Here is a 23,336-nt window from a genome sequence, read left to right as displayed (position 1 = left end):
CACATATTTAGTCAAAAAAACAGAGCTTCTCAGCTCTGTTACTTCGTTTAATCATTTGGATTTGTCTGGTTCAATTGACCAACCGTCTTTGTTTGATCGTACTCTTGCTTGAGATTTGCTTGAACTTTGCTGGCACTAATCTTTTCTTCCGGATTCGTTAAGTCCGAACGACGAACCTTAACTCTGTTACCCATAAAGGTGACGACAGAGCCAACCAAGATAACGCCAATTCCAGCAATTGTGAGTGGTAATATCTTCTCTGAAAGGATAATTGCCGCCATTACTGGTGCCAACGCTGGCTTGATAAAGAATACCAACGATGCAGTAGACACATCTGAGCGTTCCATTGCCAAAAAGTAAAAGGCAAATCCACCACCGGTTACACAAACACCAATGAAAAACAGTAACCAGAAATAATGGAAATTGACATTTTGAATAATTGGAATGGCACTAAACTGCTTCAAAAAAGAACTTTGTGTCATAAACTTAGCAACTCCTGGAATATGTGTGATGGCAACCAGTGCCAACAACTCAGTAGAGCCTACTAAGAAAGTATACGCCGTCATTGTAATCCCATTAAAGTGACGCTTAACTGATCCATACCGCGAAACGATACTGTACAAACCAAAAGTTAAGGCAGATCCAATTGCTAATGACATCCCAAGTGGATTTGATAAATGGGTTGGATTAACAATGATCACGAGTCCAACAATTGAAATAACAACGGCGATTAAGTTTGCACGCCCTAAATGTTCGTGTAGTAATAAATAAGAGAATATAAGTGCAAAAACTGGGTTACAGCTAAATAAAACAGCGACCGTTGATGCTTCATCATACACAATTGCTAGCTGATACAAGCTCATGCTGACAATCACACAAATAAAGCCTGTAAGTGCAAATAAACCCCAATCACGTAACTGAATATGACGCTTTTGCTTTGCATTGCTGTGAATTGCTAATGGTAATAAAACTAACCCACCTACGTAAAATCTGATGAGGTTTAGTTGAATGGGGTTAAAAGCCCCACCTGCATCCTTTAACGCAATTTCCATGGAACTAAACATTAATGTTGAAAATAGAACAAATAGTATTGTTTTTCGCAAAACGACGAAATACGCTTCCTTCTATAAATAATCCTTCTATAAAAAATAACTACATGTGTTAGTATAGCACCATCATTTTCACAAATTCAAATGGCCTACGTAAATGACTTTAGTAAAACCATTAAAATTGGAATGACGATTAGGCTTAGAAGTGTCGTTTCAGTAACCATAATTGCGGCAAAGTTTGCGTCTGCTCCATAAAGCTTTGCCACAACGGGGGCATTGGTCATAACAGGCATGGCGGATTGCATGATGAAGACTTGCTTCATTAGTAACGGCATCCCAGTCGGTAAAACAAGAAGTGCCATAACGATTGGGGCAATCAAAAACCTACCCAGCAAAATAGCAACATTTGCGCGGTTTAATGTTAAATGATTGAGCCCAACGTTTGCAATCGCAATTCCGATAAAGATCATAGAGAGCGGAATTGTTAAATCGCCAACATACTGAAAATCTTCCATTAAAAACTTAGGTAGTTGAATTCGCAGTAATACCAGAACAACCCCTACCATAAATCCAAGCAATGGTGGTGAGAATATTTTTTTGACCGTTTGCCATAAATCAAATTTTTGGCCACTCGTCCCATCCTTTTGAATCAAATAAACACCCAAAGTCCAGAAGAATGTCGTGTTCGCCATATAATAAACTAAAACGTAAGGTAAACTTTTTGGTCCGAAAAGGGCCATGTTAACGGGTAACCCAACAAAGACCGTATTTGAATTCAAAAACATAGATTCAAATAATCCTTTATGTGACTTTTGAATTCTAAATAGTCGATAGGCCGCCATTGCCAGTGCATATAAAATGAGCATTGAGACAACTGGAAATCGTAAATCTGGTAAAGTTGATTTTAATTTGTCGGCAGAGAATTGACCGGTAATCGTAAAAATCATATAGGCCGGTAGCGCAATTTGTGTTACCAGTCGTGCAATTAGGCGGCTTGCATAGTCATTAAACCAGCCGCGCACGGTTAAAACGTAGCCTAGCGCTATCATGACCATGATGACCAAGACGCCTGAGATACTCTCGTAAAAGATACTAAACATCTAGATATCACCGTTCTTTCCCCAAATTATTTCTTAAATTAAATTAACGTTTTTCATTATATCACACGAATTTTGTGCGTTTTGCTACACTGTTATACATACTACAATTTATTTAAGTTTCTGTTACACATTTACTAATTCAGACTTTTATGATGTAATTAAGCAATTAAATAAATTAAGAACTACTAAATTAAAGACCCATGACTATTCTTTCCATCCATTTTTGGATATAATACTGAAAGAATTTCTGAAATGAGGAGCAATCATGTCAACTAATAATCAATTTCCACCTGAAGATCCAGATAACTTCAGCCGTAGAGGCAGTGACCATTTCAGGCCAAAGCGTAAGCATCATCGTGTTTTATGGACAATCCTTTTTATGTTACTTATCCTGTTAGCCGGCGGTAGTGCTTGGGCATATCACGCTTACAATGACGCTAAAGATACGTTTAATGAAACCTATCAAACCGGGAGTACTAACAAGCTTCGTAACGTTTCGAGTCAACTCAAAAAAGGAAAGCCAATCTCAATTCTTCTATTAGGGACAGATACCGGTGCCCTTGGACGAAAGGACGTTGGTCGGACTGACACAATCATCGTTGCGACGGTTAATCCCAAGAAAGAAAAAGTAACTCTAACCAGTATCCCACGTGATACGATGGTTACTATCAAGGGTGATTCACTTAGCCAAGACAAAATTAATGCGGCCTACACGATTGGCGGCGCAAGTACAGCAGTCAGCACCGTTCAAAGTCTGCTAGACGTTCCAATTGATTTCTACGCCATTGTTAACATGGGTGGTCTTGAAAAAATGGTTGATGCCGTCGGTGGTGTCGATGTCACCCCTACCCTGACCTTTAAATACGGGGCAGCTAATGTGACAAAGGGTAAGAAGGTTCATTTGAACGGTAAGCAAGCCCTCTCATACTCTAGAATGCGTCATTCTGATCCAAAGGGTGACTATGGTCGTCAAACTCGCCAACGTCAAATAATTGAAAAACTGATTATGAAAGCTGTTAGTCTAGGATCAGTTACAAGATACAAGTCAATTTTGAAATCAATTTCTGGAAATATGAAAACAGATTTAACCTTTAACGATATGCTCACCATAGCTTCGAAATATTCAGATGCCTCTCATCATTTGAAGTCACAACATTTACAAGGAACCAGTACAATGGTAAATGGTGTCGATTATGAAGTTGCTTCAAATACTGAACTTAAAAAAGTATCTAATAGTATCCGTAAAGCACTCGGCATTAAAGATTCAACAAAATTTACAACGGATGCGGATAACTCAAGCACAACTACGAGTTCTGATACAACCGGAACAACTGATACCACTGGTGGTTATGGTGGTACGCAACAAGGACCTACGCAAGCTCCTGCAGGTTACTAATATAAATCTAAGAAAAGGTCCGCCATTTTGATGAGCGGGCCTTTTTTAGCACAAAAGAAGCACTGACAATCTCGTTGTCAGTGCTTCTTTTACTTCTTAAAACTATCTAAAATAGCCATACACAATCCGGCTGCCGTTAATAAAGGTAGTTTATCTTCCACTGCAAATACATACTTGCTTGGATTAGAAACATCCCTTCTTAGCGCCAGAACCTTCCGACTCGAATCACTTGTTCGAAGCTCGAAATAGGTATTCGCTGGGTAAGGCACCAACGTGTAGTCCATGCTCCCAACGTTAACCTTATACGGTTGTTTATAATTACTATTTTGAGTTGCTAAACTTGCAACCAATTTATCATCAACTAAAATATCATACTTACTTCCAAAGACTTGAATCTTCGAGTTTAAAATGAGTGTTTGCCCTTTGATTTCCATTTTAAAAGAAGTCGGGATTGCAACCATCCATCCTAAAAATGAATTCCAAATACTTGACCAGAAATGATCCTTTGCCCCAGCTAGTCTTTGTCCCTGACTATCCGACAGTAGGAATCGATTCCCTTTTCTTGCATTAACTTCTAAGTAAGCCTTCGTTACCGTCACTTTTTAGCTCGCCCCTTTGGTTTCCTGAACATTGATTTGAAACTAAGCGACCCTCGATAAACGGTAATGAGTTGATGATCCATTTTCCGATTGAGGACGTGAATGACTCGTTTGGTATCTCGGGTCAAGAATTGAATCCGTTGACCATTTTTGGTTAAAACGAAGAATCCGCGAAACCACTTTTTGAAAATGACTTGAACTTGTATTTTAGCAATTTGATCATACGGGATTTGCACCCCGTTCATTGACCAATCAGGCTTAAATTCAAGCCCTATGTTTCCTAAGACTAAATTACCATGTAGCGCCTTAATTTGGTTTGGAAAATAGTTAGCCTTAATACTCAGTTCATTAATTTGATTAAACAAGTTTACTCACACCATTCTATCCTAATAATCCGATCCAGTAGCCAAAGATACCAATGGCGAACATCAAGAAGATTAACCAAATCGCATTCATTTTCTTCCGAAGTAACCAGATACACATGAATGTCAAAAGTAATGGAATCAAACCAGGAAGTAATTCATCGAAAATTCCTTGTAAGGTCATTACAGTGGTTTTACCGTTAACAGTAGCCTTAGAAATAACAAGTGGGAAGTTAATGGTCGTCCAACGAGGAACTAACACACCCATGATAAACATACCAAGGATTGAAGCACCGGTTGTTAGTTTTTGAATCAAACTTCCACCTAAGTTAGCAACAATGTTGGTTCCTTGATCGTAACCAATCTTTTGAAGATACCAACGGGATGCCAAACGAATGGCGTTCCAAGCAACAAAGAAAATAATTGGTGCTAAAAGGCCAGAACCTGAGAGTGCCAAACTAGCAGCAAAGGATGCGATAACTGGTCGAATTGTTCCCCAGAAAATAGGATCTCCGACACCAGCCATTGGTCCCATAGTACCAACTTTAACACTGGCAATGGTTGCATCATCAATAGGCTTACCATTTGCACGTTCTTCTTCCATAGCCATTGAAATACCACCGATTAACGATGTCATAACGGGCGTTGTTTGCATGAAGGTCAAGTGTCGTTGCAAAGCAGCAGCAGTTTCCTTGTCATCACCCTTGTAAAGCCGTTTGATCGTTGGAATCATTTGGAAACAGAATCCAACGTTTTGTACACGTTCATAGTTCCATGAACCTTGAAGGAAACCAGCGCGCCAAAATGTTTTAACCATGTCACCATGGGTTAATCTTTTTTGCTTTTCTACAGTTTCATTATCAGCCATTAGTCTCACCCCTCTATAATTCGTCTAGGGCGCGATCAATATCGTCGCCACCCGAACTTGTTTCTTCACCAGCAGCACCTTCAACAACAGTTGATTGTGCATTGAATCGTGGAGAAAGCTTGACATAAATTAAGGCAATGCAGACCCCTAAAATACCAAAGGCAATTAGGTTTAACTTAGTAATTGCAGCTAATACGAAACCAATGAAGAAGAATGGCCATACTTCATTGTTAGCCATCATATTGATAACCATCGCAAATCCGACAACAACCACGAAGCCACCGGCAATTGAAAGTCCCTTAGTAATAACCTTAGGAATTGCATTCAATGCCCCTTGAACTGCTTGTGGGCTAACGATTGTAACAATGTACGTTGGAATAGCAATTCTTAATCCTTGAATCACCATATCCAAGTAGTGAATGCCATCAATTCCCTTAATATCTGCAGCTTTTGCACGGCTATCAACAACGTGAGCCATCAAAACAATAAGTGAACGAACGAAGATGTTCAAAACTTGTCCAGCAACGGCCAATGGAATAGCAATTGCAATACCATTTGAAACACTTAGGTTTGCAGGTCCACAAACTAGAACAGCAGATACGATTGATGCAAGTGCAGCGTCAGGTGGAATTGCCGAACCAATATTCATCCATCCAATTGCAATTAATTGAAGTTGTCCACCAAGTAAAATACCTGATGAAACATCTCCAAGTGCCAAACCAACTAATGTACAAGCAATTAGTGGTTGTGCCAATTCCCATTCGTCAAGGACAACATCGACCCCGGCAAGAAAGGCAACGATTAGTAATGATATTACTGATATCGCACTCATTTATTTCATCCCTTTTAAAATTATTAGTGGCTATAGTTCAGCCTTTTTAAGTAATCCCATTACATCAACAGCTGAATCACCAGGTACCTGTTGACGTGACAATTTACTACCATGTTCATTTAAATCTTTAAATGCAGCAACATCATCATCGTTAACCGATAAGTTAGATGCGATAATGGTTTTGCCCTCTTCAAAAGTCATATTTCCAACGTTGATTTCTGGAATACTGACACCAGCTTCAACCAAACGTTCCATATCTCTTGGACCTTCAGTCAACAGTAAAATTTCAAGGCTATCAAGACGTTCGTCTGAATATGCCTTTATCATTCGGTCAACGCTTAAAACATTTGCCTTTATACCAGCTGGAGCTGCTTGAACAAGCAACGTCTTACGTAACTTATCGTTAACGACCGTATCAGAAACGATAAAGATTCGGTTAGGCTTAACCATGTTAACCCAACCAGTTGCAACTTGACCATGCAATAGTCGATTATCAATTCGAGCTAATTTAATTTTGAACGACATCAGAATGCCTCCTATAAATAATTTCTAAATCCAAATAACTGAGACAGGCTTATAACAAGTCGTCGTCATCGTCATCATCTTCAGTAAGTTCAAGATGTTTGACGCCATCCTTAGCAGTTTCTTCCAAATGAGGAACAACCTTGCTCAAATCTTGATCCCGAACGGTATATGATTCAATGAGCATTGGCAAGTTTAACCCTGTCATAAGCGCCATCGTATCTAAATGTTCCGCTACAATTCGACTTGCTGCATTAAATGGTGAGCCACCCCAAAGGTCAACCAAGAACAAAACCTGGTCATCTTTGTCAAACTTTGCTAGTGCGGCATTATACTTTGCAATCAAGTCATCTGGTCCTTCAGTAGGTTCAAAGGTCACTGTTTCAACCTTCTCTTGCTTCCCAAAAATCATGGTAGCTGATTGTAGAATTCCCTTTGCAAAATTACCGTGACTTGCAACAATAATCGCTAACATTTTGACACCTCCTTTGATTAGTTTTGACACCAACATTTAAAATAATAATTGCTTTCAATAAAGTCATTCATAATGAATAGGCTTACATTTCCGATGTAAAAAATAAATAACTCATTTTTTAGTCTGAAACGGATCGTTAATGTCCTCATATAATATAGCATAATACAGCGCTTACATCCACACTACATCAGCGTTTTGCGGAAGTTTTTGGAAGTGTAATGAAATGGCTTACTTTTGAAAAGCACCACTACTTTCATTTGAAAGCAGTTCGAAGTTCACATGAAAATAAAAAAGCAACCCACAGGTAGCGGTCGCTTACAAATTCATTTTCATAGAGTCAGTAATTCGGTTGGATCATCTATTTTAAATTCGGCACCGGCCATTTTTGCATGCGGATTATTGCCCCAAGTCACTAGACCAAAAGCAACATTTGCTGCATGTGCCGCTTGCATATCGTATGGCGTATCACCGATATAAATCGTCTCATCAAACTTGGCGTCCAGTCGCTTAACTGCCAATATAATTGGATCTGGTGCTGGCTTGCCTCTTTTCGTATCATCAAAGAAAACAAATTTGGAAAAATACTTATCAATTCCAAGTGGCACAATATCCCGATCAAATTCAAACTTTCTCTTTGACGTCATGATGGCGAGTTCAGTGTTCGGCCTTTGGCTTAACTTACTGAGCATTTCCTCAATTCCAGAGAAAAGATGCACCTCATCCTGATGAGCGGGAATTCGATTAGCCCATTCTTCCAAAATATCTGGAATCAGATTCTCAGGTATCTTTAAAATTTTAAGCGCATCATCGCCTGGAATTCCAAACGTTGCAACTAATTCAGTATAGTCACGGTTAATCCCCCGCTTGTTCAACACATCCTGCAGCGATAACATGTACATTTTCTCGGTATCAAGTAAGGTGCCATCTATATCAAAAATAAAGTTTTTAATCATCTTCGTCTCCTACCTTTTAGACAACAATTAAATTTAAATGGTTTTGTTTCATTAAGTCTCTTCCAGAATCTTGCACGGAATCATCCGTATAGAGTGCTTCAACGTCTGTAAAATCAAATTCTCGGACCGTTCCTGGGCTACTAAATTTTGTTGCGTCACTTAAGACAAACGTCTTGCTTGCATGACGCCTCATCCCCCTGGCCGCTTCGCTTCTGCCTAGATCACTATTTGTAAATCCGCGAGTTGGATCAATTCCATCAACACCAACAAAAAATTTATCAACGTAAAAATTTGAGGCCATTTGCTCCACCATTGGGCCAACATTTACTTGGGCCGATTTTTGATATTCGCCTCCCAGCAAAACAATTTTTACGTTCTTAAGTTTACGAATGTACGTTGCAATAAAGGCAGAATTAGTAATAATCGTAACGCCTCTTTTTTGGGAGGCAACTTCACTTGCAAACAACGCACAAGTTGATCCATTTTCAATCATAATGGTTTCGTTATCAGAAACCAATTCTACTGCTTTACTTGCAATTCGTAATTTTTCCTCATAGCGAGACGATAATCGAACTTGAGTATCATCGGAGTTATTTAAAACAACGCTACCATGGTGGCGTTTAACGAATCCCATTTCTTCTAAATGAATTAAATCTTTTCTAATCGTCACTTGCGAAACATCGAAAACTTCAGCAAGTCTACTAACTTCGACTTCCCTTTCGCGATTGACGAGGGAAATAATTTTTGCTTCCCGATTCATAATGTCACCTCTATGAGATTGTATCATATTTACGCATCGGAATAACATTTAAGACTATTTCACTGACCGATATTCCAAAAGATCACCCGGTTGACAGTTTAAAGCTTCACAAATTGCTGAAAGTGTCGAAAATCGAATTGCTTTTGCCTTACCGGTTTTCAAGATTGATAAATTTGCCAGGGTAATGCCAACTTTTTCAGATAGTTCGGTCATACTCATCTTTCTTTTTGCTAACATAACGTCCAAATTAACCACAATATCCATTTTCATCACCTCAGACTGTTAGTTCATTTTCTTTTTTAAAGGTTATTGCTTCAGAAAGTAATTTCTGCAAAACAGCCGAGAATACCGTCATCGTTGCCCCAGCTAAAGCAACCAGAAAGTCCATGAGTACGATACCTGGCGCGTCCTCCGCTTGTGCCACAAAAAAGGCAATTGGCGCCCCAACAACAAACAATAGAAACACAAATAAACTTGCATACTTAATTCGCTTAATCGGTTTAATTGTCAGTTCCGTGAAAACCCGGCGTTTCTCAATCTGATTTAAGATTAACCAAACCTGACTGACAGCAAATAGAAATGCGATAACCGTTAATTCAATTTCCAGAGCCAATCCAATGTATGCCCATTGATAAGTGAATTGGGACCAATCTGAAATAATTCCAATTAGAATTGCGACAGGAATGAGACCCCCAACCATACCGACAATCGCCAGCGAAAGGATTATCAATGCAATTCTTAAAAATAATGTTTGTTTTTTCATCATAGCCATCCCCTTTTCGTTCTCATCATATTCTGAAGCTTATCGTTTATCAATAAATAAATATTGTTTTACGATAAGCTTTAACCTAATTTAAGAAACGAAAAAAGGGTTGAACCATTTAGGTTCAACCCTTTACGTAATGCGGCCAAGAAGACTCGAACTTCCACCGGGATAATCCCGACAAGATCCTTAATCTTGCGCGTCTGCCAATTCCGCCATGGCCGCATATCAACAAGAACCACTATATCAAAAATTAACTCTGATGACAATAGCTCTAGCGATAAAATAATTGGATTTTTTTAAACTGACTCAAAATCAAGCACTCTGTTTGACCAACCGTAGCTTATGATGACAGCGACTACAAACAAAACGAGTTAAATCAATTCGCCGCTTACGTGGATAATTTTGGCCACAATTCACACACTGATAGAGGTATCTCACCGCTCGTTGTCCAGTTGGTCTAATTGGCGAGTATCGTAGCCCGTGAACCTCTGACAATAGTTGTTTAAAGGCTCTCGTCCCATGACCACCAGTTTGTCCAGCTAAGTGCAAATGATAGTGACAAAGCTCATGTTTGATTGTGCCAATAAGGCATTCCATCCCAAACTCTGACAATATCCTAGGATTAATATCAATATGATGATCATTTAAGTGATAGCGTCCACCCGTGGTTTTTAGTCGGTTATTAAAATTCGCCGTATGTTGAAATGGCTTTTTAAAATAATCAATTGAAATTTTCTGAACTAATTGCTGTAATTCCTCATTTGACATTCTGGGCTTCCTTTGAAGGATCCACCATGGTTAACTGAATCCGATTGCGTTTGCTGTCCACATCCAAAACCCACACGGTTACAATATCACCTACTGAGACGACATCACTCGGCTTTGAAATAAACTTTTTGGTCAAATGAGAAATATGAACGAGTCCATCCTGTTTAACCCCAATATCAACAAATGCGCCAAAATCGATCACGTTCCGGACTGCACCTTGTAACTGCATCCCCGGTTTCAAATCAGCCATTGTCAAGACATCGGTTCTCAAAATTGGTGCTGGCATATCATCTCGTAAATCTCGTCCAGGACGATTCAAACTTTCTATAATATCGGAAATCGTTTCTTCACCCGCATTTAATTCAGTACCCAGTTCTGTCACCTGTACGTGATCAGCGTTTACCAAGTTCTGACCATTTAATTTTGACAAATCTATTTTAAGTTTATAAATAATTTTCTTAGCAATTGGATAGCTTTCTGGATGAATGTCGGTATTATCCAGCGGATTATCACCATCAATAATTCTCAAAAACCCAACAGATTGCTCATAAGCTTTTGGTCCTAATCTAGGAACTTTTTTTAATTGTAGTCGACTGGTAAACGTCCCGTTCTCGTTCCGATACGTCACAATATTTTTAGCTGTCGTTTTGGTTAATCCTGAAATGTGCGTAAGTAACTCTAGACTAGCCGTATTCACATTGACACCAACCTGGTTTACAGCGGTTTCGACTACTTGATCCAATTTATCATCCAGCTGTCCCTGCGCAACATCATGTTGATATTGGCCCACTCCAACCGCCTTGGGATCGATTTTTATCAACTCGGAAAGTGGATCTTGAAGTCGGCGGCCAATGCTGACAGCAGAACGTTCTTCAACGTTAAATTTGGGAAACTCATTTCTGGCAACTTTACTAGCAGAATAAACTGATGCACCTGCTTCATTCACAATAACGTACGATACCTTGTGATCAAGTTTTTTAATGATATCCGAAACAAATTGCTCCGATTCACGACTTGCAGTTCCGTTGCCAATCGCAATAATTTCGACTTTATACTTCTCCAATAGGTCAGTAAATTCCCCAGCCGCTGCCTGCCGCTTTGCGATGGAAGCCGGTTTGTGAGGGTAAATTACTTTTTTAGCTAGAAATTTACCATTGGGATCGAGTATTGCCAATTTACATCCAGTTCGATAAGCCGGATCAAATCCTAAGACAACTCGATTTTTCATTGGCGACTGCATCAGTAAATGATAAAGATTATTTCCGAATACATCAATTGCATGTTCTGACGCCATCTCCGTAAGTTCACGCCGAATTTCTCGTTCAATTGTGGGACCAATGAATCGTTTATAAGCATCTTGAAGTGCGTCGTTAACGACATCTACCGCTGGTCCCTTTTTGTTTCCAATTAATTGAAAATGTAGGTAATGGTCAATTGCATCGGTTTCAACTTTTACAGATACTGACAGGACGCCAGACTCTTCACCCCGATTAATTGCTAATACTTGATAGCTGCTCAACTTGTTCAATTTGGACTGAAAATCATAGTAGGTCTCGTAGACACCATTTTCATCTTTTTCAGCACCTTTAGATTTTACCTTGGTCACTAGCTCAGCCTTGCTATTCGTGTAGTTCCGGATCCATTCCTTAAACTGTGGACGTTCTCCGATTGCTTCAGTTAGGATTTCATGAAGTCCTGCAAGCGCATCATCGACCGTTTCAATTTTCATGTCTGGATTCACGTATTTTTGGGCTTCAACCTCAACACTGGCTTGTTGGAATCTAAGAACCCATTCAGCTAGTGGGGTTAAGCCTGCTTCTTTGGCCTTTTGCGCCTTTGTCCGGCGTTTTTGCTTGTAGGGTAGGTAAATATCCTCAACTAGCTGCAGTGTCTCAGCAGCCTCAATTTGCTTTGCTAGAGCAGGTGTTAGTTTTTCTTGTGCCGTAATTTGATTTTTAACTTCCTGCTTGCGCTTCTCCAGCTTTTCAACCTGGTTGAAGGTTGATTGAATTTCACGAATTTGAACTTCATCCAAACTCCCCGTCTTTTCCTTCCGATACCTTGCAATAAAGGGCACTGTATTCCCCTCATCCAGCATCGTTAACGTACTTTTAACTTGTTGCGGGCGATATTTTGATAACAACTGCTGTACTTTGTTTACTAACTGCTCATCCATGAATTCTTCTCCTCATAAAAAAGGTTCTATACTTTTTCCTGTTGATGGATTGCCAGAGTGGTAATCTATTAACAGGATTTTTTTGTAAATTAAAAGCCCACAGGTCCCCATCCAATAAAATCCACCCACTACAGCATCATTAAAGGAGATAAGAACCCATGAACCCTATTGATAATACCATAAAGTTCGTCCTAAGCATAACTGACGAGAACGTTAACTTTTTTGCTTATAAAAGCCAATCTATTAAAAACAAACAATCTAAGATTTACATCGCCAACGTTAAAGTTAACTGTGTGAGATGTCCCCAATGTGGTTTCAATCATCTGAACCATAATGGTCACTACATTGCGCGTACTTCGTACCCGTCAGCCAATGCCAGTGAGCCAGTGTACCTTGAGCTGCATAAGGAACGATTAGTTTGTAAAGACTGTGGTGCTTCAATAATGGCATCCACTAGTCTAGTTGATAAATATTGCAACATTTCGCAAGCCACACGACAGAAAATATTCATGCATTTGCAGGACGACCGGACTCAGGCCAGCATCGCCTTAGATAATTGTGTATCACCAAGTACAATTTGTCGCTATTTAGATAATTACGATGATTTATTCCGCCGGAATTATGATTACTTACCAGAGCATTTAGCGATGGATGAAGTTCGCGGTGTTGGTGGTCAATTACACTTTATCTGTATTAACGGTGCCAGCAACCATGAAATTCAACAAATCTTGCCGGATCGCTATAAAAAAAGCATTATTGAGTACTTTAATAAATTCCATATCAATACCCGAAAACGGGTTCAAACCGTAACTCTGGATCTCAATAGTTACTATAAAGATATCGTTAAGGAAATGTTTCCAAACGCAGAAATTGTCGTTGATCGATTCCACATTATCGCCATGATGACGCGGGCATTCAACCAGACTAGAGTTCAGACAATGAAAAAATATGACAAGAAATCTATCGAATATCGACTGCTTAAGTTCTCATGGAAACTATATTTGAAGCACATTGATGAACTAGAAGTCAGCCAAACTTTCTATGATCGTCATTTACGACAGCAGTTAACTCAACAAGGGCGAGTACAAATGGGGCTTGACACTGATGACACTATTTCGAGCACATACGATGCGCTGCAAGGTATCATGTCCTGTCTTAAAAATCATGACAAAGATGGCATTGTCCACTATCTCTACAAAAATGAAAACCTAAGTTTTCAAATGAAGGAAACACTAAAAACGTTTAAAAGTAATCTGGAAATTGTCTTGAATGCCAGTGAATCTAAGTATTCTAACGGCCCAATTGAAGGTATTAATCGGATGATTAAGCAGATTCAGCGGACTGCGTTTGGATTTAGAAATTTCCATCATTTAATCTCGCGGATCAAACTTCAACAAATGAGAACAAAACCAAATACAAAAACAGAACTAGAAGCCGCTTAGCTTCTAGTTCTGTAAAACTATCTATCAACAGGATTTGACAGAGAGCCATAAAAAACAGTCAACCCATTATGAATGAGTCGACCATCTATTTTTACATTGTAGACGCCATGATTCGCTGTGCATACAGGCTCACTTTATCCATCATATTTTCTTGTGTCTTTTCAGATTCATTGAATGCTTTTTCATCAACATTAGCATTTTCAACGTCGATCGCATCTACCATTTGCTGACAAGCAGTTGCGTAGTTTCTATAGGCAGCTACTAACTGTTTATGCTTTCCAAGGATTCTCACTGGTACACTAGCTTGCTCCAAACGATTAACGTTTTCAGCGTAAGTATCAGTTCCTACTTGAAAATTTGCTTTGATAGCTGTTAGACGATCAGCCGCAACCTCGCTTAACTTTCCATCATCAATCGCTTTTCGTAGTTCAGTGAAATCTGTACTCATCTTTTCGCCCATTTCATCCGTTTTCGTTAAAACATCTGATAAAACCGGAAAATAAGCACTCATTGCTGTTGGTTTCATATTGTCGCGCTCCTCTTTTAAGACTTTTCAAAAAGTCGTTGAACTAATTTTACAATTTCCACAATGACTATGATTGAAACTCCGGCAATTAGCACCGTTACCCATTGAATCATGGTCAAGCTTGTCACATGGAATAGATTATTGAAACCTGGAACTAGAATCGTCACTCCGAGTAGTATGAACGCCAATAGGATTGCCCAGTTGAACGCTTTATTCCGGAATAGGCCAACCTTGAAAATGGATTGACGAACCGTTTTGGAGTTAAATGCATGGAAAAGTTGGATTAATCCAAGTGTGGCAAAGGCCATTGTAAGCGCATCTCCATGAGCCAGTGACTCGTTAGCATGGACTGGGAAACTAATGGCAAACCAGTAAACGCCTAAAGTAATCAGGCCTTCTAAAATTCCCTGATAGAGGATATTTCCAAAAACACCACCGGAGAAGAAATTCGATTTTCTTCCACGCGGTTTTCGCTTCATGATATCTGGTTCGGCTGGTTCAACTCCCAAGGCAATTGCTGGGAAAGTATCTGTTACTAAGTTAATCCATAATATTTGGACTGGCGCCAAAATTTGCCATCCCATTAACGTCATCACGAAAAGGGTTAGTACCTCTCCCAAGTTAGCTGATAATAGGTACTGAAGCGCCTTTTGAATATTTGAGAAGACTTTTCGGCCCTCTTCAACTGCAATCACAATCGTTGAAAAATTATCATCGGCAAGAACCATGTCGCTGGCACCCTTAGAAACTTCAGTACCCGTGATTCCCATTCCAATTCCAATATCTGCCGCTTTTAGGGAAGGTGCATCATTAACACCATCACCAGTCATTGCAACGACTTTTCCTTTAGATTGCCAAGCGTTCACAATCCGAACTTTATGTTCAGGAGAAACTCGCGCATAAACTGAATAGTTTGAGACCTGTTTTTTAAAGTCTGCATCAGATAATTCATCCAACTCAGCACCCGTAATAACTGCATGGTCTTCAGTCTCATTTATTATTCCAAGTCGCTGGGCAATTGCAGAGGCAGTGTCCCGATGATCACCCGTAATCATAATTGGTCTGATACCGGCTGATTTCGCCTCTTCCACTGCACCGGCAACTTCTGGACGCTCCGGATCAATCATTCCTACGAGTCCGACAAAAATTAATTCTTTTTCCGCATTTTCTGAATTCAAAGGATTTGGAACAGCATCTACTGGTCGATAGGCAAAGGACAAGACGCGAAGTGCTTGAGTCGCAAATTCGTGATTAGCTGATAAAATTGCCGCTTTGTCTGCGTCAGTAATTTCTCTGACGATTCCATTGTCGTCAATTTGAGTCACTCGTTTTAAGAGTTGGTCAGGTGCCCCTTTTGCCATCTGTACAATTTTGCCATCCGTCGTTTGATTAAAGGTTGACATTAACTTTCGTTCCGAATCAAAAGGCAACTCTGCAATTCTCTTATTCTCCTGAACGATATCATCAACCGTCTCGTCCTGGTTCAAGAAGTACTGGACTAAGGCAGTTTCAGTCGGATCACCTGCAAGACCCTCATCAGTAAATTTCGTATCATTACTGAGGACCATGACTTTAGCAAGCCAACTATTTTTAGCAATTTTTGTATCTTTAACATCTGTTAATTGACCATTTAAATAACTTTTTTCAACTGTCATTTTATTTTGAGTCAAGGTACCAGTTTTATCAGAAGCAATAATATCTGTGCTTCCAAGCGTTTCAACAGCTGGCAATTTTCTAATTAATGCGTGGCGCTTGGCCATTCTCTGAGTACCGAGAGCCAAAGTAACCGTTACGATAGCTGGTAATCCTTCTGGAATAGCAGCGACAGCTAATGAAATTGCCGTCAACAGCATATCGATCACTGTTTCTTCGCCTCTAAGTAACCCAATTCCGAAGATCACTGCTGCAATAATCAGAATTAATCCTGTCAGCCATTTACCAAGTTGCGTCAGATTTTGCTGAAGTGGTGTTTGCATTTCTTTTGCAGCATCAATCATACCGGCGATTTTACCAACTTCAGTTTTCATTCCAGTTCCAACTACCACACCACTCCCTTTTCCGGCAGTGATGTTGGCATTCATAAATGCCATGTTTTTACGGTCACCTAATGACAAGTTGTCGTCCATAATAGCATCCGTTTGCTTACTAACTGGGACTGATTCACCAGTCAATGCAGCTTCCTCGACTCGCATTGAAACCGCAGAAATGAGTCTCATATCTGCTGGAACAATATCGCCGGCTTCTAGATAAACAAGATCTCCAGGAACCAGTTCCCGACTTTTAACAGTCGTCACTTTGCCATCACGTTCAACGTGGGCAATGGGTGCAGACATCTCCATTAAGGCATTGATGGCTTCTTCGGCCTTTGATTCTTGAAAAACACCAAAGATGGCATTCAAAATAACAACCGCCAAAATAATCATGGCATCCACGTGTTCTCCTGAAATACCAGCGATAATCGCCGCCACAATTAAAACAATAATCATTAAATCTTTAAATTGTTCAATGAATTTTTGAAAGAGCGTTGTTTGCTTTTTCGCAGCAAGTTCATTAAAACCAGATTCCACTCGTCGTTGCTCAACCTCTTTTTCGGTCAGTCCACCCACTTGGGCTTTTAACTCGGTAAGTGTTTGATCGACAGTTTGCTGATACCACGGTTGGGATTTGTTCATTTAGAGATCCTCCTAAGTTTTATTTCGTGAGTACGGTCTGATGCACGCAAGAACATTATTTCCAAAATTCATCATAAACGGTAATTGGAAGGTGTCGTTTATGTTGAGTCTTAGCATACCAATTTTCAATTGTTTGTGCAGCCTTTTCTTTAATTTCCTTTCCTTCCAAGTAATCGTCTATTTCTTGATAGGTAACTCCCAATGCCACTTCATCTGGTAATGCAGGACGATTATCCTCCAAATCAGCAGTTGGTACTTTTTCATATAGTTTAGCGGGAACGCCGAGCTCTTTAAGCATCAGCTTGCCTTGACGCTTATCCAGTCGCCAAAGGGGCGTTACGTCAGCAGCACCATCGCCAAATTTAGTGTAGAAACCAGTGACGGATTCAGCAGCGTGATCGGTTCCTACGACGGCACCGTGGACCTCGCCTGCAATTGCATATTGCGCAACCATTCGCTGTCGTGCTTTTACATTTCCCTTATTAAAATCACTAATCGGCATTTGATTTTCAGCAACTGCTGCTTCGGTCGCGTCAGTCATCGCCTGAATATCAATTCTGAGAACTTGATCAGGTTTCATAACCTTAATGGCAGCCACTGCATCTGCTTCATCTGCCTGCTTCCCATATGGTAACCTGACGGCGTAAAATTGGTAATCGCTATCTCCGGTCTCATTTCGAATTTCAGTAATCGCCGTTTGAGATAGGATACCAGCTAGGGTTGAATCTTGCCCACCTGAAATTCCAAGAACGAGTGATTTAAGAAATGAATTCTTTGTTAAATAGGCCTTTAAGAAATCGACACTTCGGCGAATCTCTTTTTGAGGATCAATTTCAGGCAAAACGTGTAACGCACTGATAATTTCAGCTTGCTGCTTTCTCAAATATGTCACTCCTTACTAAAATTTTAAATTACGAACATAATCATGAACTTCCTTGATAATTCGTGCTTTATTATCCCAACAATCTTGTGATAAATCTACTGGATAATCTTCAGGATTTAAATCTCGCTTGTATTCCGGCCAAAGTGCATCAAGATTCTGCCGACAAAACTGGCGAACTTCCGTCAATTTTGGTAAGTCATAAACTAACTTTCCCTGATCGTAAATTGTCTGCAGAATTGGCCGTGCTTTGAAGTCCGTCACGGTTTTGTTGATATAAATGTATTGGGGATGGAACATGTAAAGAGAGTCCTCAGTTCTTGGATCCTCATCAGAAAGCGTTAAATAATCTCCCTCAGATTTACCATCCTTATTTTTGGTAATCCGCCAAACTTGCTTTCTACCAGGTGTTGACACCTTTTCAGCATTATTTGAAAGCTTAATCGTGTCCTCGAGCTGACCGTCCTTGTTAGCCACAGCAACAAGTTTATAAACAGCACCTAAAGCTGGTTGATCAAAGGCAGTGATCAATTTTGTACCAACGCCCCATACATCAATTTTTGCATGCTGCATTTTCAAGGACATGATTGTCTTTTCGTCTAGGTCGTTTGACGCATAAATTTTGGCGTCTTTAAATCCAGCTTCATCCAATTGCTCTCGAACTCGTTTGGAGAGGTACGCCATATCGCCAGAATCGATCCGAACTCCTTGAAAATTAATCTTGTCACCCATTTCTTTGGCGACCTTTATGGCACTAGGTACGCCACTCTTGATTGTGTCATACGTATCAACAAGGAAAACACAGTCTCTGTGAGTTTCGGCGTAAGCTTTAAACGCGTCATAATCGTTGTGATAGGTTTGAACCAATGAATGCGCGTGGGTTCCACTAACGGGGATACCAAAAATTTTTCCTGCTCGCATATTTGACGTTGCATCAAAACCGCCAATATACGCAGCTCTAGTCCCCCAAATTGCGGCATCAAGTTCTTGGGCTCGTCGGCTACCAAATTCCATAAGCGCATCGTCACCAGCTACTGAGCGAATTCTTGCAGCTTTGGTTGCAATTAGGGTTTGATAGTTGATAATATTAAGCAAGACCGTTTCGATTAGCTGACAGTCTGCAAGTGGCCCTTCAACCTGAAGAATTGGTTCATTCTCAAAAACTAATTCTCCTTCAACGGCTGAACGGATTGTTCCCTTAAATTTGAAATTTTTCAAATATTGAATAAAGTCGGCTGGGTAGTTTCCGGTACTGGCTAAATAATCAATATCACTCTTCGAAAACTTTAAATTTTCAATATACTGGACAATGTGTTCCAATCCAGCAAAAACTGCATAACCATTTTCGAACGGCATTTTTCGGAAAAACACTTCAAATACCGCTTGCTTGTCCTGAATACCCTCTTTAAAATAGGTTTGAATCATACTTAACTCATAAGCATCAGTGTGTAATGTTATGCTATCATCCAGATATTGTTCTGCCATCGTTAGCTTCTCCCTTAGTTAATTACTGTTTAATTATTATAAGATACATTTTATCATTATTTAGGGAGACCGTCAGTTTCTCAAACTCGAATTTTGTTCGCGAAAGGATGTTTCTGATTTGAAATCACATTTTCCAGTCGTCAATGTTTTAGGGGTTTCATTTATAAATACGACAAACGACAAGTTTATTCATCAACTTACACAGGATATTGACGAAAGAAAAAATACGTTTGTCGTGACCGCAAATCCTGAAATTGTGATGTATGCGGATGGTCACCCTGACTATGCAGCCACTATTAAGGACGCTGATTACGTTACGCCCGATGGTATCGGCATTATTAAAGGGGCCCAGATGTTAAACCAGCCACTGCAAGAACGAATCACTGGATATGACACATTTTTATCGCTATTAAAATGGGGCAATGATCAACATAAGTCCGCCTACTTTCTCGGAGCAAAACCAGAAGTTATTTTAGATTTAAAAAAAGTCCTGACAAAAACATACCCTAACTTAGTTATTGCTGGCATTCATGACGGATACTTCGATAATGAGGCCCCAATTATCAATGACATTAAAGAGTCGCAACCAGATCTTGTTTTTGTTGCACTTGGATTTCCAAAACAAGAGAATCTCATTGCTAAGTATCGCCACGTCAACAATGGCCTTTGGATTGGCATAGGTGGTAGTTTCGATGTCTTGTCTGGCCACGTAATCCGAGCACCCAAGTTCTGGCAAGATCACCATTTGGAGTGGCTTTACCGGGGATTAACCGATCCCAAACGGGCCAAACGTTTATTGAGCTTACCAAAATACCTGCTTAAAGTTAAAAAATCAAAATAACGCTTTTAATAATTAAGATACCTAAAAAATGGAACCCAATCCTCATTTCGAGAATTAGGTTCCATTTTTTTAATTATTTTTCTAAGTAGAACTCAAATCGTTCGCCAACATATTGTGTTCTCACGTATTCAAATGGTCGCCCATCTTGCAAATAAGACACCTGTCTCAGTCGCAAAATTGCTTCACCACGTTTGATATCCAAATATTCTGCAATTCGTTCTGCTGCAGACATTGCTGAAACTGTCTGCTGGGCTTTCCCTATCACGAGATGCTCTTTATCTTCAAGTGCACGATAAAGAGATTCCGTTACTTCACTCTTAGACAAGCCATTAACAAGAGCAGCCGGAACAGTCGCAACTTCAAAACATATCGGAATATCATCACCGTATCGAATCCGTTCCATTCTGAGGACTTCATCCCCATCATTCAACTGTAACTTCTCCATCTCACTCAAAGAGGGAGACATCAGATGATACGTAATCGTCTTGCTGGTTGGTACCTTCCCTTGTGCAACCATTAAGTCAGTAAAACCGGTAACTCCTGACATCTTTTCTTGCACTTTTTGATTGGCAACATAAGTTCCAGAACCCACATGACGTTCAAGGATTCCTTCATCAACTAAGGTTTGAACCGCTTGTCGTAGTGTCATTCGACTGACACCAAACGTAATCGCGAGCTCCCTTTCCGATGGGATTCGATCACCAATTGCCCATTTCCCAGCTTCAATGGCTTTTCGAATATCATTATGAATTTGAATATAAATTGGCGAACTCATTTTCCACACTCTCTTCTATCAAACTTCTTATTTGTTATTAAATTGTCGCCCATAACTAAAGGTTTCTTCCAGATTCAACTGGGAATCAAAAACATTGATATCGGCATCCTTGCCAACTTCCAAAGTTCCCTTATTCTCAAGATTGAATTCCTTCGCTTGGTTAACTGAACTCATTTTAACAGCATCTGACACGCTGCACCCAGTAAAACGAATCATATTTCTGAAGGCATCCTGAAATTGAAGGACTGAGCCTGCCAGATTACCACTTTCTAGTCTTGCTTGCTTATCTTTAACAATTACTTTCTGCCCGCCAAGTTCACTTTCGCCCTCAGGCATTCCCTTAGCACGCATCGAGTCAGTAACCAATTCGATTTTGTCTGCACCCTTTTGGTCAAATGCTAATTTAATCATATCTGGGACAATATGGAATCCATCGCAAATTAGTTCTGCGTACATGTTATCCTCTAACATCGCGTGGCCAGTCACACCTGGCTCACGGTGCTTAAACTCTCGTTGTGCGTTATATAAATGAGTGACATGAGTCGCCTTGCTATGGAGTAGCTGTTCCCGCGTTGCATTAGAGTGACCAACGGAAGGCACAATATGATGCGTCAAGCAGTAATTTTCAAATGCCCGTGCGCCAGTATCTTCAGGTGCATAGGTTATCAGCTTGACGCGATTACCAGACAATTTGTTCCAATTGTCTAATAACGCAACATCGGGATCTTTAATATACTTTTCTGGTTGCGCTCCTTTAAAGATTGCCGCAATAAACGGACCTTCCAAATGAATTCCTTGAATAACCGGGTTTTTTTCAGCAGCTAAGGCAATTCCACGCATCGCATGATCTAATTTTTCATTAGATTGCGTCATTGTTGTTGGAAAAAGGCTCGTAATACCCTCCAGAACCATTTTATTCACCATCTGGTCTATTTGGTCAGGGTCTCCGTCCATCGCGTCAAATCCATAGCCTCCGTGGCTGTGAACGTCAATAAAGCCTGGCACAACAATTTTGTTAGTGGCAATAACAATGTCATCGTCGGCTTCTGCCTGATAATCAGCCATATTTCCGATTGCTTCGATTGACTTTCCAAATCGAATATAACCGTTTTTGATAACTTCTACTCCAGTATAAATGACCGCATGCTTCAAGACTGTACTCATTTGAATCCTCCTAATTAGCTTAATAATTAACCTAATTATATATCGGTATAGACCAAATATGCAAGTTTAAATTGGTATCACTCGTTGTTTCGCTCAATTGTGGCATCGATTCCCTTAACCACGGCGGTCATGAAACCAGCCTCCTCCATTGCCAATAGCCCAGCAACAGTGCTACCTCCTGGAGAAGATACTTGATCCACAAGTTCAAATGGTACTTTATCAGACTTTAAAATCATTTGAGCTGATCCCAAAGTCGCCTGGGCTGCAATTTTGGTTGCCTCGCGCTTGTTTAATCCGTGTTTAACGCCAGCTCGACTCAATGCATCAATGAAAAAGTAGATATAGGCCGGAGAAGATCCAGCTAGCGCACTGAAAGTATCAAATTGATCTTCGGGCATTTCAGTAGTCATGCCAACTGCCTCAAAAATTCCCACAATGTTTTGCTTTTGCTGACCTGTTAAATTTTCACTCGCCTTTACAGCAGTCATTCCTGCACCAATCTGAACGTTCAAATTAGGTAATGTTCGTAAAATTGGTAGGTTATAATTGGTCATTTCTTCTATTTGGTTAATTGTTAGTCCAGCGACAATTGAAACAAGTACTTTATCTTGATGTTCTAAAGCCTCACGAATCTCTTTAAGGACAGGCTTGGCAGCGTTGGGGGTCACTGACAGCACAATAACGTCACTGTGTTTAACAACCGCCGTGTTAGAATCTACAGCAGTTACATTCGCAATTGAAGCAAATTTCTGATACGTCTGGTGAGCACTGTGAACAAAAATATCCTTATTTGTCACTGTTTTGCTTGCTAGCAATCCTTTAATAATTGTCTGTGCCATACCGCCAACACCAATAAATCCAAGTTTCATCAAAATCAGCCCCTATCTTAGAATTCTATTTTGACAATATCTAAATAACCTCGCAA

At 40.0% G+C, this 23,336-nt stretch carries 24 protein-coding genes and 1 tRNA gene; 3 read left to right on the top strand and 22 right to left on the bottom strand.

Annotated features, from left to right (window positions below; all coding sequences use genetic code 11):
- Nucleotides 1-47 precede the first annotated feature (47 nt).
- On the bottom strand, nt 48-1,052 hold the full coding sequence (locus FGL90_RS07250) for a DMT family transporter (RefSeq protein ID WP_404814665.1): 1,005 nt from the start codon (nt 1,050-1,052) through the stop codon (nt 48-50).
- A gap of 146 nt (nt 1,053-1,198) precedes the next feature.
- Nucleotides 1,199-2,149: an AEC family transporter gene (locus FGL90_RS07245; RefSeq protein WP_147657543.1), complete on the bottom strand. Its 951-nt coding sequence runs from the start codon at nt 2,147-2,149 to the stop codon at nt 1,199-1,201.
- Nucleotides 2,150-2,414: 265 nt separating this feature from the next.
- On the opposite strand from FGL90_RS07245, the gene FGL90_RS07240 reads away from it, so the two are divergent.
- Nucleotides 2,415-3,545 (top strand): LCP family glycopolymer transferase, encoded by a 1,131-nt coding sequence (locus FGL90_RS07240; RefSeq protein ID WP_147657541.1) that lies wholly within the window; start codon nt 2,415-2,417, stop codon nt 3,543-3,545.
- Nucleotides 3,546-3,634: 89 nt separating this feature from the next.
- Here the strand turns inward: FGL90_RS07240 and FGL90_RS07235 are convergent, their stop codons facing one another.
- The 13 genes from FGL90_RS07235 to FGL90_RS07175 form a co-directional block, all read right to left on the bottom strand.
- Nucleotides 3,635-4,144 (bottom strand): hypothetical protein, encoded by a 510-nt coding sequence (locus FGL90_RS07235; RefSeq protein WP_147657539.1) that lies wholly within the window; start codon nt 4,142-4,144, stop codon nt 3,635-3,637.
- On the bottom strand, nt 4,141-4,509 hold the full coding sequence (locus FGL90_RS07230) for a DUF956 family protein (RefSeq protein WP_010620503.1): 369 nt from the start codon (nt 4,507-4,509) through the stop codon (nt 4,141-4,143). Before FGL90_RS07230 ends, FGL90_RS07235 begins: the two co-directional genes overlap by 4 nt.
- A 16-nt stretch (nt 4,510-4,525) precedes the next feature.
- Nucleotides 4,526-5,374, bottom strand: a complete 849-nt coding sequence (locus FGL90_RS07225; RefSeq protein ID WP_010620502.1) for a PTS system mannose/fructose/sorbose family transporter subunit IID — start codon at nt 5,372-5,374, stop codon at nt 4,526-4,528.
- 13 nt (nt 5,375-5,387) lie between these two features.
- The gene (locus tag FGL90_RS07220) at nt 5,388-6,206 is read right to left on the bottom strand and encodes a PTS mannose/fructose/sorbose transporter subunit IIC (protein ID WP_147657537.1); all 819 of its coding nucleotides are present in this window, start codon (nt 6,204-6,206) and stop codon (nt 5,388-5,390) included.
- A gap of 30 nt (nt 6,207-6,236) precedes the next feature.
- Nucleotides 6,237-6,731 carry a PTS system mannose/fructose/N-acetylgalactosamine-transporter subunit IIB gene (locus FGL90_RS07215; RefSeq protein ID WP_147657535.1) on the bottom strand — a complete coding sequence of 165 codons (495 nt, stop codon included), beginning with the start codon at nt 6,729-6,731 and terminating at the stop codon, nt 6,237-6,239.
- A gap of 49 nt (nt 6,732-6,780) precedes the next feature.
- Nucleotides 6,781-7,203 (bottom strand): PTS sugar transporter subunit IIA, encoded by a 423-nt coding sequence (locus FGL90_RS07210; RefSeq protein ID WP_010620499.1) that lies wholly within the window; start codon nt 7,201-7,203, stop codon nt 6,781-6,783.
- Between the two features lie 329 nt (nt 7,204-7,532).
- Nucleotides 7,533-8,156, bottom strand: a complete 624-nt coding sequence (locus FGL90_RS07205; protein ID WP_010620498.1) for an HAD family hydrolase — start codon at nt 8,154-8,156, stop codon at nt 7,533-7,535.
- 16 nt (nt 8,157-8,172) lie between these two features.
- A complete protein-coding gene (locus FGL90_RS07200; protein WP_147657533.1) occupies nt 8,173-8,916 on the bottom strand; it encodes a DeoR/GlpR family DNA-binding transcription regulator in 744 nt (247 codons plus the stop codon).
- Between the two features lie 54 nt (nt 8,917-8,970).
- Nucleotides 8,971-9,180, bottom strand: a complete 210-nt coding sequence (locus FGL90_RS07195) for a helix-turn-helix domain-containing protein (RefSeq protein ID WP_010620496.1) — start codon at nt 9,178-9,180, stop codon at nt 8,971-8,973.
- A 10-nt stretch (nt 9,181-9,190) separates the two neighbouring features.
- The gene (locus FGL90_RS07190) at nt 9,191-9,682 is read right to left on the bottom strand and encodes a DUF2975 domain-containing protein (RefSeq protein WP_187240411.1); all 492 of its coding nucleotides are present in this window, start codon (nt 9,680-9,682) and stop codon (nt 9,191-9,193) included.
- A gap of 137 nt (nt 9,683-9,819) precedes the next feature.
- A tRNA-Leu gene (locus FGL90_RS07185) sits at nt 9,820-9,904 on the bottom strand.
- A 90-nt stretch (nt 9,905-9,994) separates the two neighbouring features.
- Nucleotides 9,995-10,450, bottom strand: coding sequence for a SprT family protein (locus FGL90_RS07180; protein WP_147657531.1), 456 nt, complete (start codon nt 10,448-10,450; stop codon nt 9,995-9,997).
- On the bottom strand, nt 10,440-12,626 hold the full coding sequence (locus FGL90_RS07175) for a Tex family protein (RefSeq protein WP_010620493.1): 2,187 nt from the start codon (nt 12,624-12,626) through the stop codon (nt 10,440-10,442). Before FGL90_RS07175 ends, FGL90_RS07180 begins: the two co-directional genes overlap by 11 nt.
- A gap of 158 nt (nt 12,627-12,784) precedes the next feature.
- On the opposite strand from FGL90_RS07175, the gene FGL90_RS07170 reads away from it, so the two are divergent.
- Entirely contained in the window at nt 12,785-14,068 is a 1,284-nt protein-coding gene (locus FGL90_RS07170) for an ISL3 family transposase (RefSeq protein ID WP_125547835.1), read from the top strand.
- A gap of 91 nt (nt 14,069-14,159) precedes the next feature.
- On the opposite strand, the gene FGL90_RS07165 is transcribed toward FGL90_RS07170, so the two are convergent.
- The 4 genes from FGL90_RS07165 to FGL90_RS07150 are packed head-to-tail and all read right to left on the bottom strand — an operon-like array spanning nt 14,160 to nt 19,631.
- Nucleotides 14,160-14,594 carry a hypothetical protein gene (locus tag FGL90_RS07165; RefSeq protein ID WP_010620492.1) on the bottom strand — a complete coding sequence of 145 codons (435 nt, stop codon included), beginning with the start codon at nt 14,592-14,594 and terminating at the stop codon, nt 14,160-14,162.
- Between the two features lie 17 nt (nt 14,595-14,611).
- Nucleotides 14,612-17,266, bottom strand: a complete 2,655-nt coding sequence (locus FGL90_RS07160) for a cation-translocating P-type ATPase (protein ID WP_147657528.1) — start codon at nt 17,264-17,266, stop codon at nt 14,612-14,614.
- Between the two features lie 55 nt (nt 17,267-17,321).
- The gene (gene nadE, locus FGL90_RS07155) at nt 17,322-18,149 is read right to left on the bottom strand and encodes an ammonia-dependent NAD(+) synthetase (protein ID WP_147657526.1); all 828 of its coding nucleotides are present in this window, start codon (nt 18,147-18,149) and stop codon (nt 17,322-17,324) included.
- A gap of 15 nt (nt 18,150-18,164) precedes the next feature.
- Nucleotides 18,165-19,631: a nicotinate phosphoribosyltransferase gene (locus FGL90_RS07150; RefSeq protein ID WP_147657524.1), complete on the bottom strand. Its 1,467-nt coding sequence runs from the start codon at nt 19,629-19,631 to the stop codon at nt 18,165-18,167.
- 118 nt (nt 19,632-19,749) lie between these two features.
- Here FGL90_RS07150 and FGL90_RS07145 point away from each other — a divergent pair, with 118 nt between their 5' ends.
- On the top strand, nt 19,750-20,472 hold the full coding sequence (locus FGL90_RS07145) for a WecB/TagA/CpsF family glycosyltransferase (RefSeq protein WP_147657522.1): 723 nt from the start codon (nt 19,750-19,752) through the stop codon (nt 20,470-20,472).
- 73 nt (nt 20,473-20,545) lie between these two features.
- Here the strand turns inward: FGL90_RS07145 and FGL90_RS07140 are convergent, their stop codons facing one another.
- From FGL90_RS07140 to proC, 3 genes are all read right to left on the bottom strand, one after another.
- Nucleotides 20,546-21,247 (bottom strand): GntR family transcriptional regulator, encoded by a 702-nt coding sequence (locus FGL90_RS07140; RefSeq protein WP_010620487.1) that lies wholly within the window; start codon nt 21,245-21,247, stop codon nt 20,546-20,548.
- A 27-nt stretch (nt 21,248-21,274) separates the two neighbouring features.
- Nucleotides 21,275-22,411: an N-acetylglucosamine-6-phosphate deacetylase gene (gene nagA, locus FGL90_RS07135; RefSeq protein ID WP_010620486.1), complete on the bottom strand. Its 1,137-nt coding sequence runs from the start codon at nt 22,409-22,411 to the stop codon at nt 21,275-21,277.
- Between the two features lie 77 nt (nt 22,412-22,488).
- The gene (gene proC / locus FGL90_RS07130; RefSeq protein ID WP_147657520.1) at nt 22,489-23,280 is read right to left on the bottom strand and encodes a pyrroline-5-carboxylate reductase; all 792 of its coding nucleotides are present in this window, start codon (nt 23,278-23,280) and stop codon (nt 22,489-22,491) included.
- Between the last annotated feature and the right edge of the window lie 56 nt (nt 23,281-23,336).

The organism is Secundilactobacillus malefermentans, assembly GCF_008033155.1.
Classification (GTDB): domain Bacteria; phylum Bacillota; class Bacilli; order Lactobacillales; family Lactobacillaceae; genus Secundilactobacillus; species Secundilactobacillus malefermentans.
This window is presented reverse-complemented; position numbering and strand designations above follow the sequence as displayed.

What these genes read in the sequence shown, in the direction of transcription:
- FGL90_RS07250 (WP_404814665.1), bottom strand. Translation starts at nt 1,052, where the DNA reads ATGGAAATTGCGTTAAAGGATGCAGGTGGGGCTTTTAACCCCATTCAA.
- FGL90_RS07245 (WP_147657543.1), bottom strand. Translation starts at nt 2,149, where the DNA reads ATGTTTAGTATCTTTTACGAGAGTATCTCAGGCGTCTTGGTCATCATG.
- FGL90_RS07240 (WP_147657541.1), top strand. Translation starts at nt 2,415, where the DNA reads ATGTCAACTAATAATCAATTTCCACCTGAAGATCCAGATAACTTCAGC.
- FGL90_RS07225 (WP_010620502.1), bottom strand. Translation starts at nt 5,374, where the DNA reads ATGGCTGATAATGAAACTGTAGAAAAGCAAAAAAGATTAACCCATGGT.
- FGL90_RS07220 (WP_147657537.1), bottom strand. Translation starts at nt 6,206, where the DNA reads ATGAGTGCGATATCAGTAATATCATTACTAATCGTTGCCTTTCTTGCC.
- FGL90_RS07215 (WP_147657535.1), bottom strand. Translation starts at nt 6,731, where the DNA reads ATGTCGTTCAAAATTAAATTAGCTCGAATTGATAATCGACTATTGCAT.
- FGL90_RS07210 (WP_010620499.1), bottom strand. Translation starts at nt 7,203, where the DNA reads ATGTTAGCGATTATTGTTGCAAGTCACGGTAATTTTGCAAAGGGAATT.
- FGL90_RS07205 (WP_010620498.1), bottom strand. Translation starts at nt 8,156, where the DNA reads ATGATTAAAAACTTTATTTTTGATATAGATGGCACCTTACTTGATACC.
- FGL90_RS07200 (WP_147657533.1), bottom strand. Translation starts at nt 8,916, where the DNA reads ATGAATCGGGAAGCAAAAATTATTTCCCTCGTCAATCGCGAAAGGGAA.
- FGL90_RS07195 (WP_010620496.1), bottom strand. Translation starts at nt 9,180, where the DNA reads ATGGATATTGTGGTTAATTTGGACGTTATGTTAGCAAAAAGAAAGATG.
- FGL90_RS07190 (WP_187240411.1), bottom strand. Translation starts at nt 9,682, where the DNA reads ATGATGAAAAAACAAACATTATTTTTAAGAATTGCATTGATAATCCTT.
- FGL90_RS07180 (WP_147657531.1), bottom strand. Translation starts at nt 10,450, where the DNA reads ATGTCAAATGAGGAATTACAGCAATTAGTTCAGAAAATTTCAATTGAT.
- FGL90_RS07175 (WP_010620493.1), bottom strand. Translation starts at nt 12,626, where the DNA reads ATGGATGAGCAGTTAGTAAACAAAGTACAGCAGTTGTTATCAAAATAT.
- FGL90_RS07170 (WP_125547835.1), top strand. Translation starts at nt 12,785, where the DNA reads ATGAACCCTATTGATAATACCATAAAGTTCGTCCTAAGCATAACTGAC.
- FGL90_RS07165 (WP_010620492.1), bottom strand. Translation starts at nt 14,594, where the DNA reads ATGAAACCAACAGCAATGAGTGCTTATTTTCCGGTTTTATCAGATGTT.
- FGL90_RS07160 (WP_147657528.1), bottom strand. Translation starts at nt 17,266, where the DNA reads ATGAACAAATCCCAACCGTGGTATCAGCAAACTGTCGATCAAACACTT.
- FGL90_RS07150 (WP_147657524.1), bottom strand. Translation starts at nt 19,631, where the DNA reads ATGGCAGAACAATATCTGGATGATAGCATAACATTACACACTGATGCT.
- FGL90_RS07140 (WP_010620487.1), bottom strand. Translation starts at nt 21,247, where the DNA reads ATGAGTTCGCCAATTTATATTCAAATTCATAATGATATTCGAAAAGCC.
- nagA (WP_010620486.1), bottom strand. Translation starts at nt 22,411, where the DNA reads ATGAGTACAGTCTTGAAGCATGCGGTCATTTATACTGGAGTAGAAGTT.
- proC (WP_147657520.1), bottom strand. Translation starts at nt 23,280, where the DNA reads ATGAAACTTGGATTTATTGGTGTTGGCGGTATGGCACAGACAATTATT.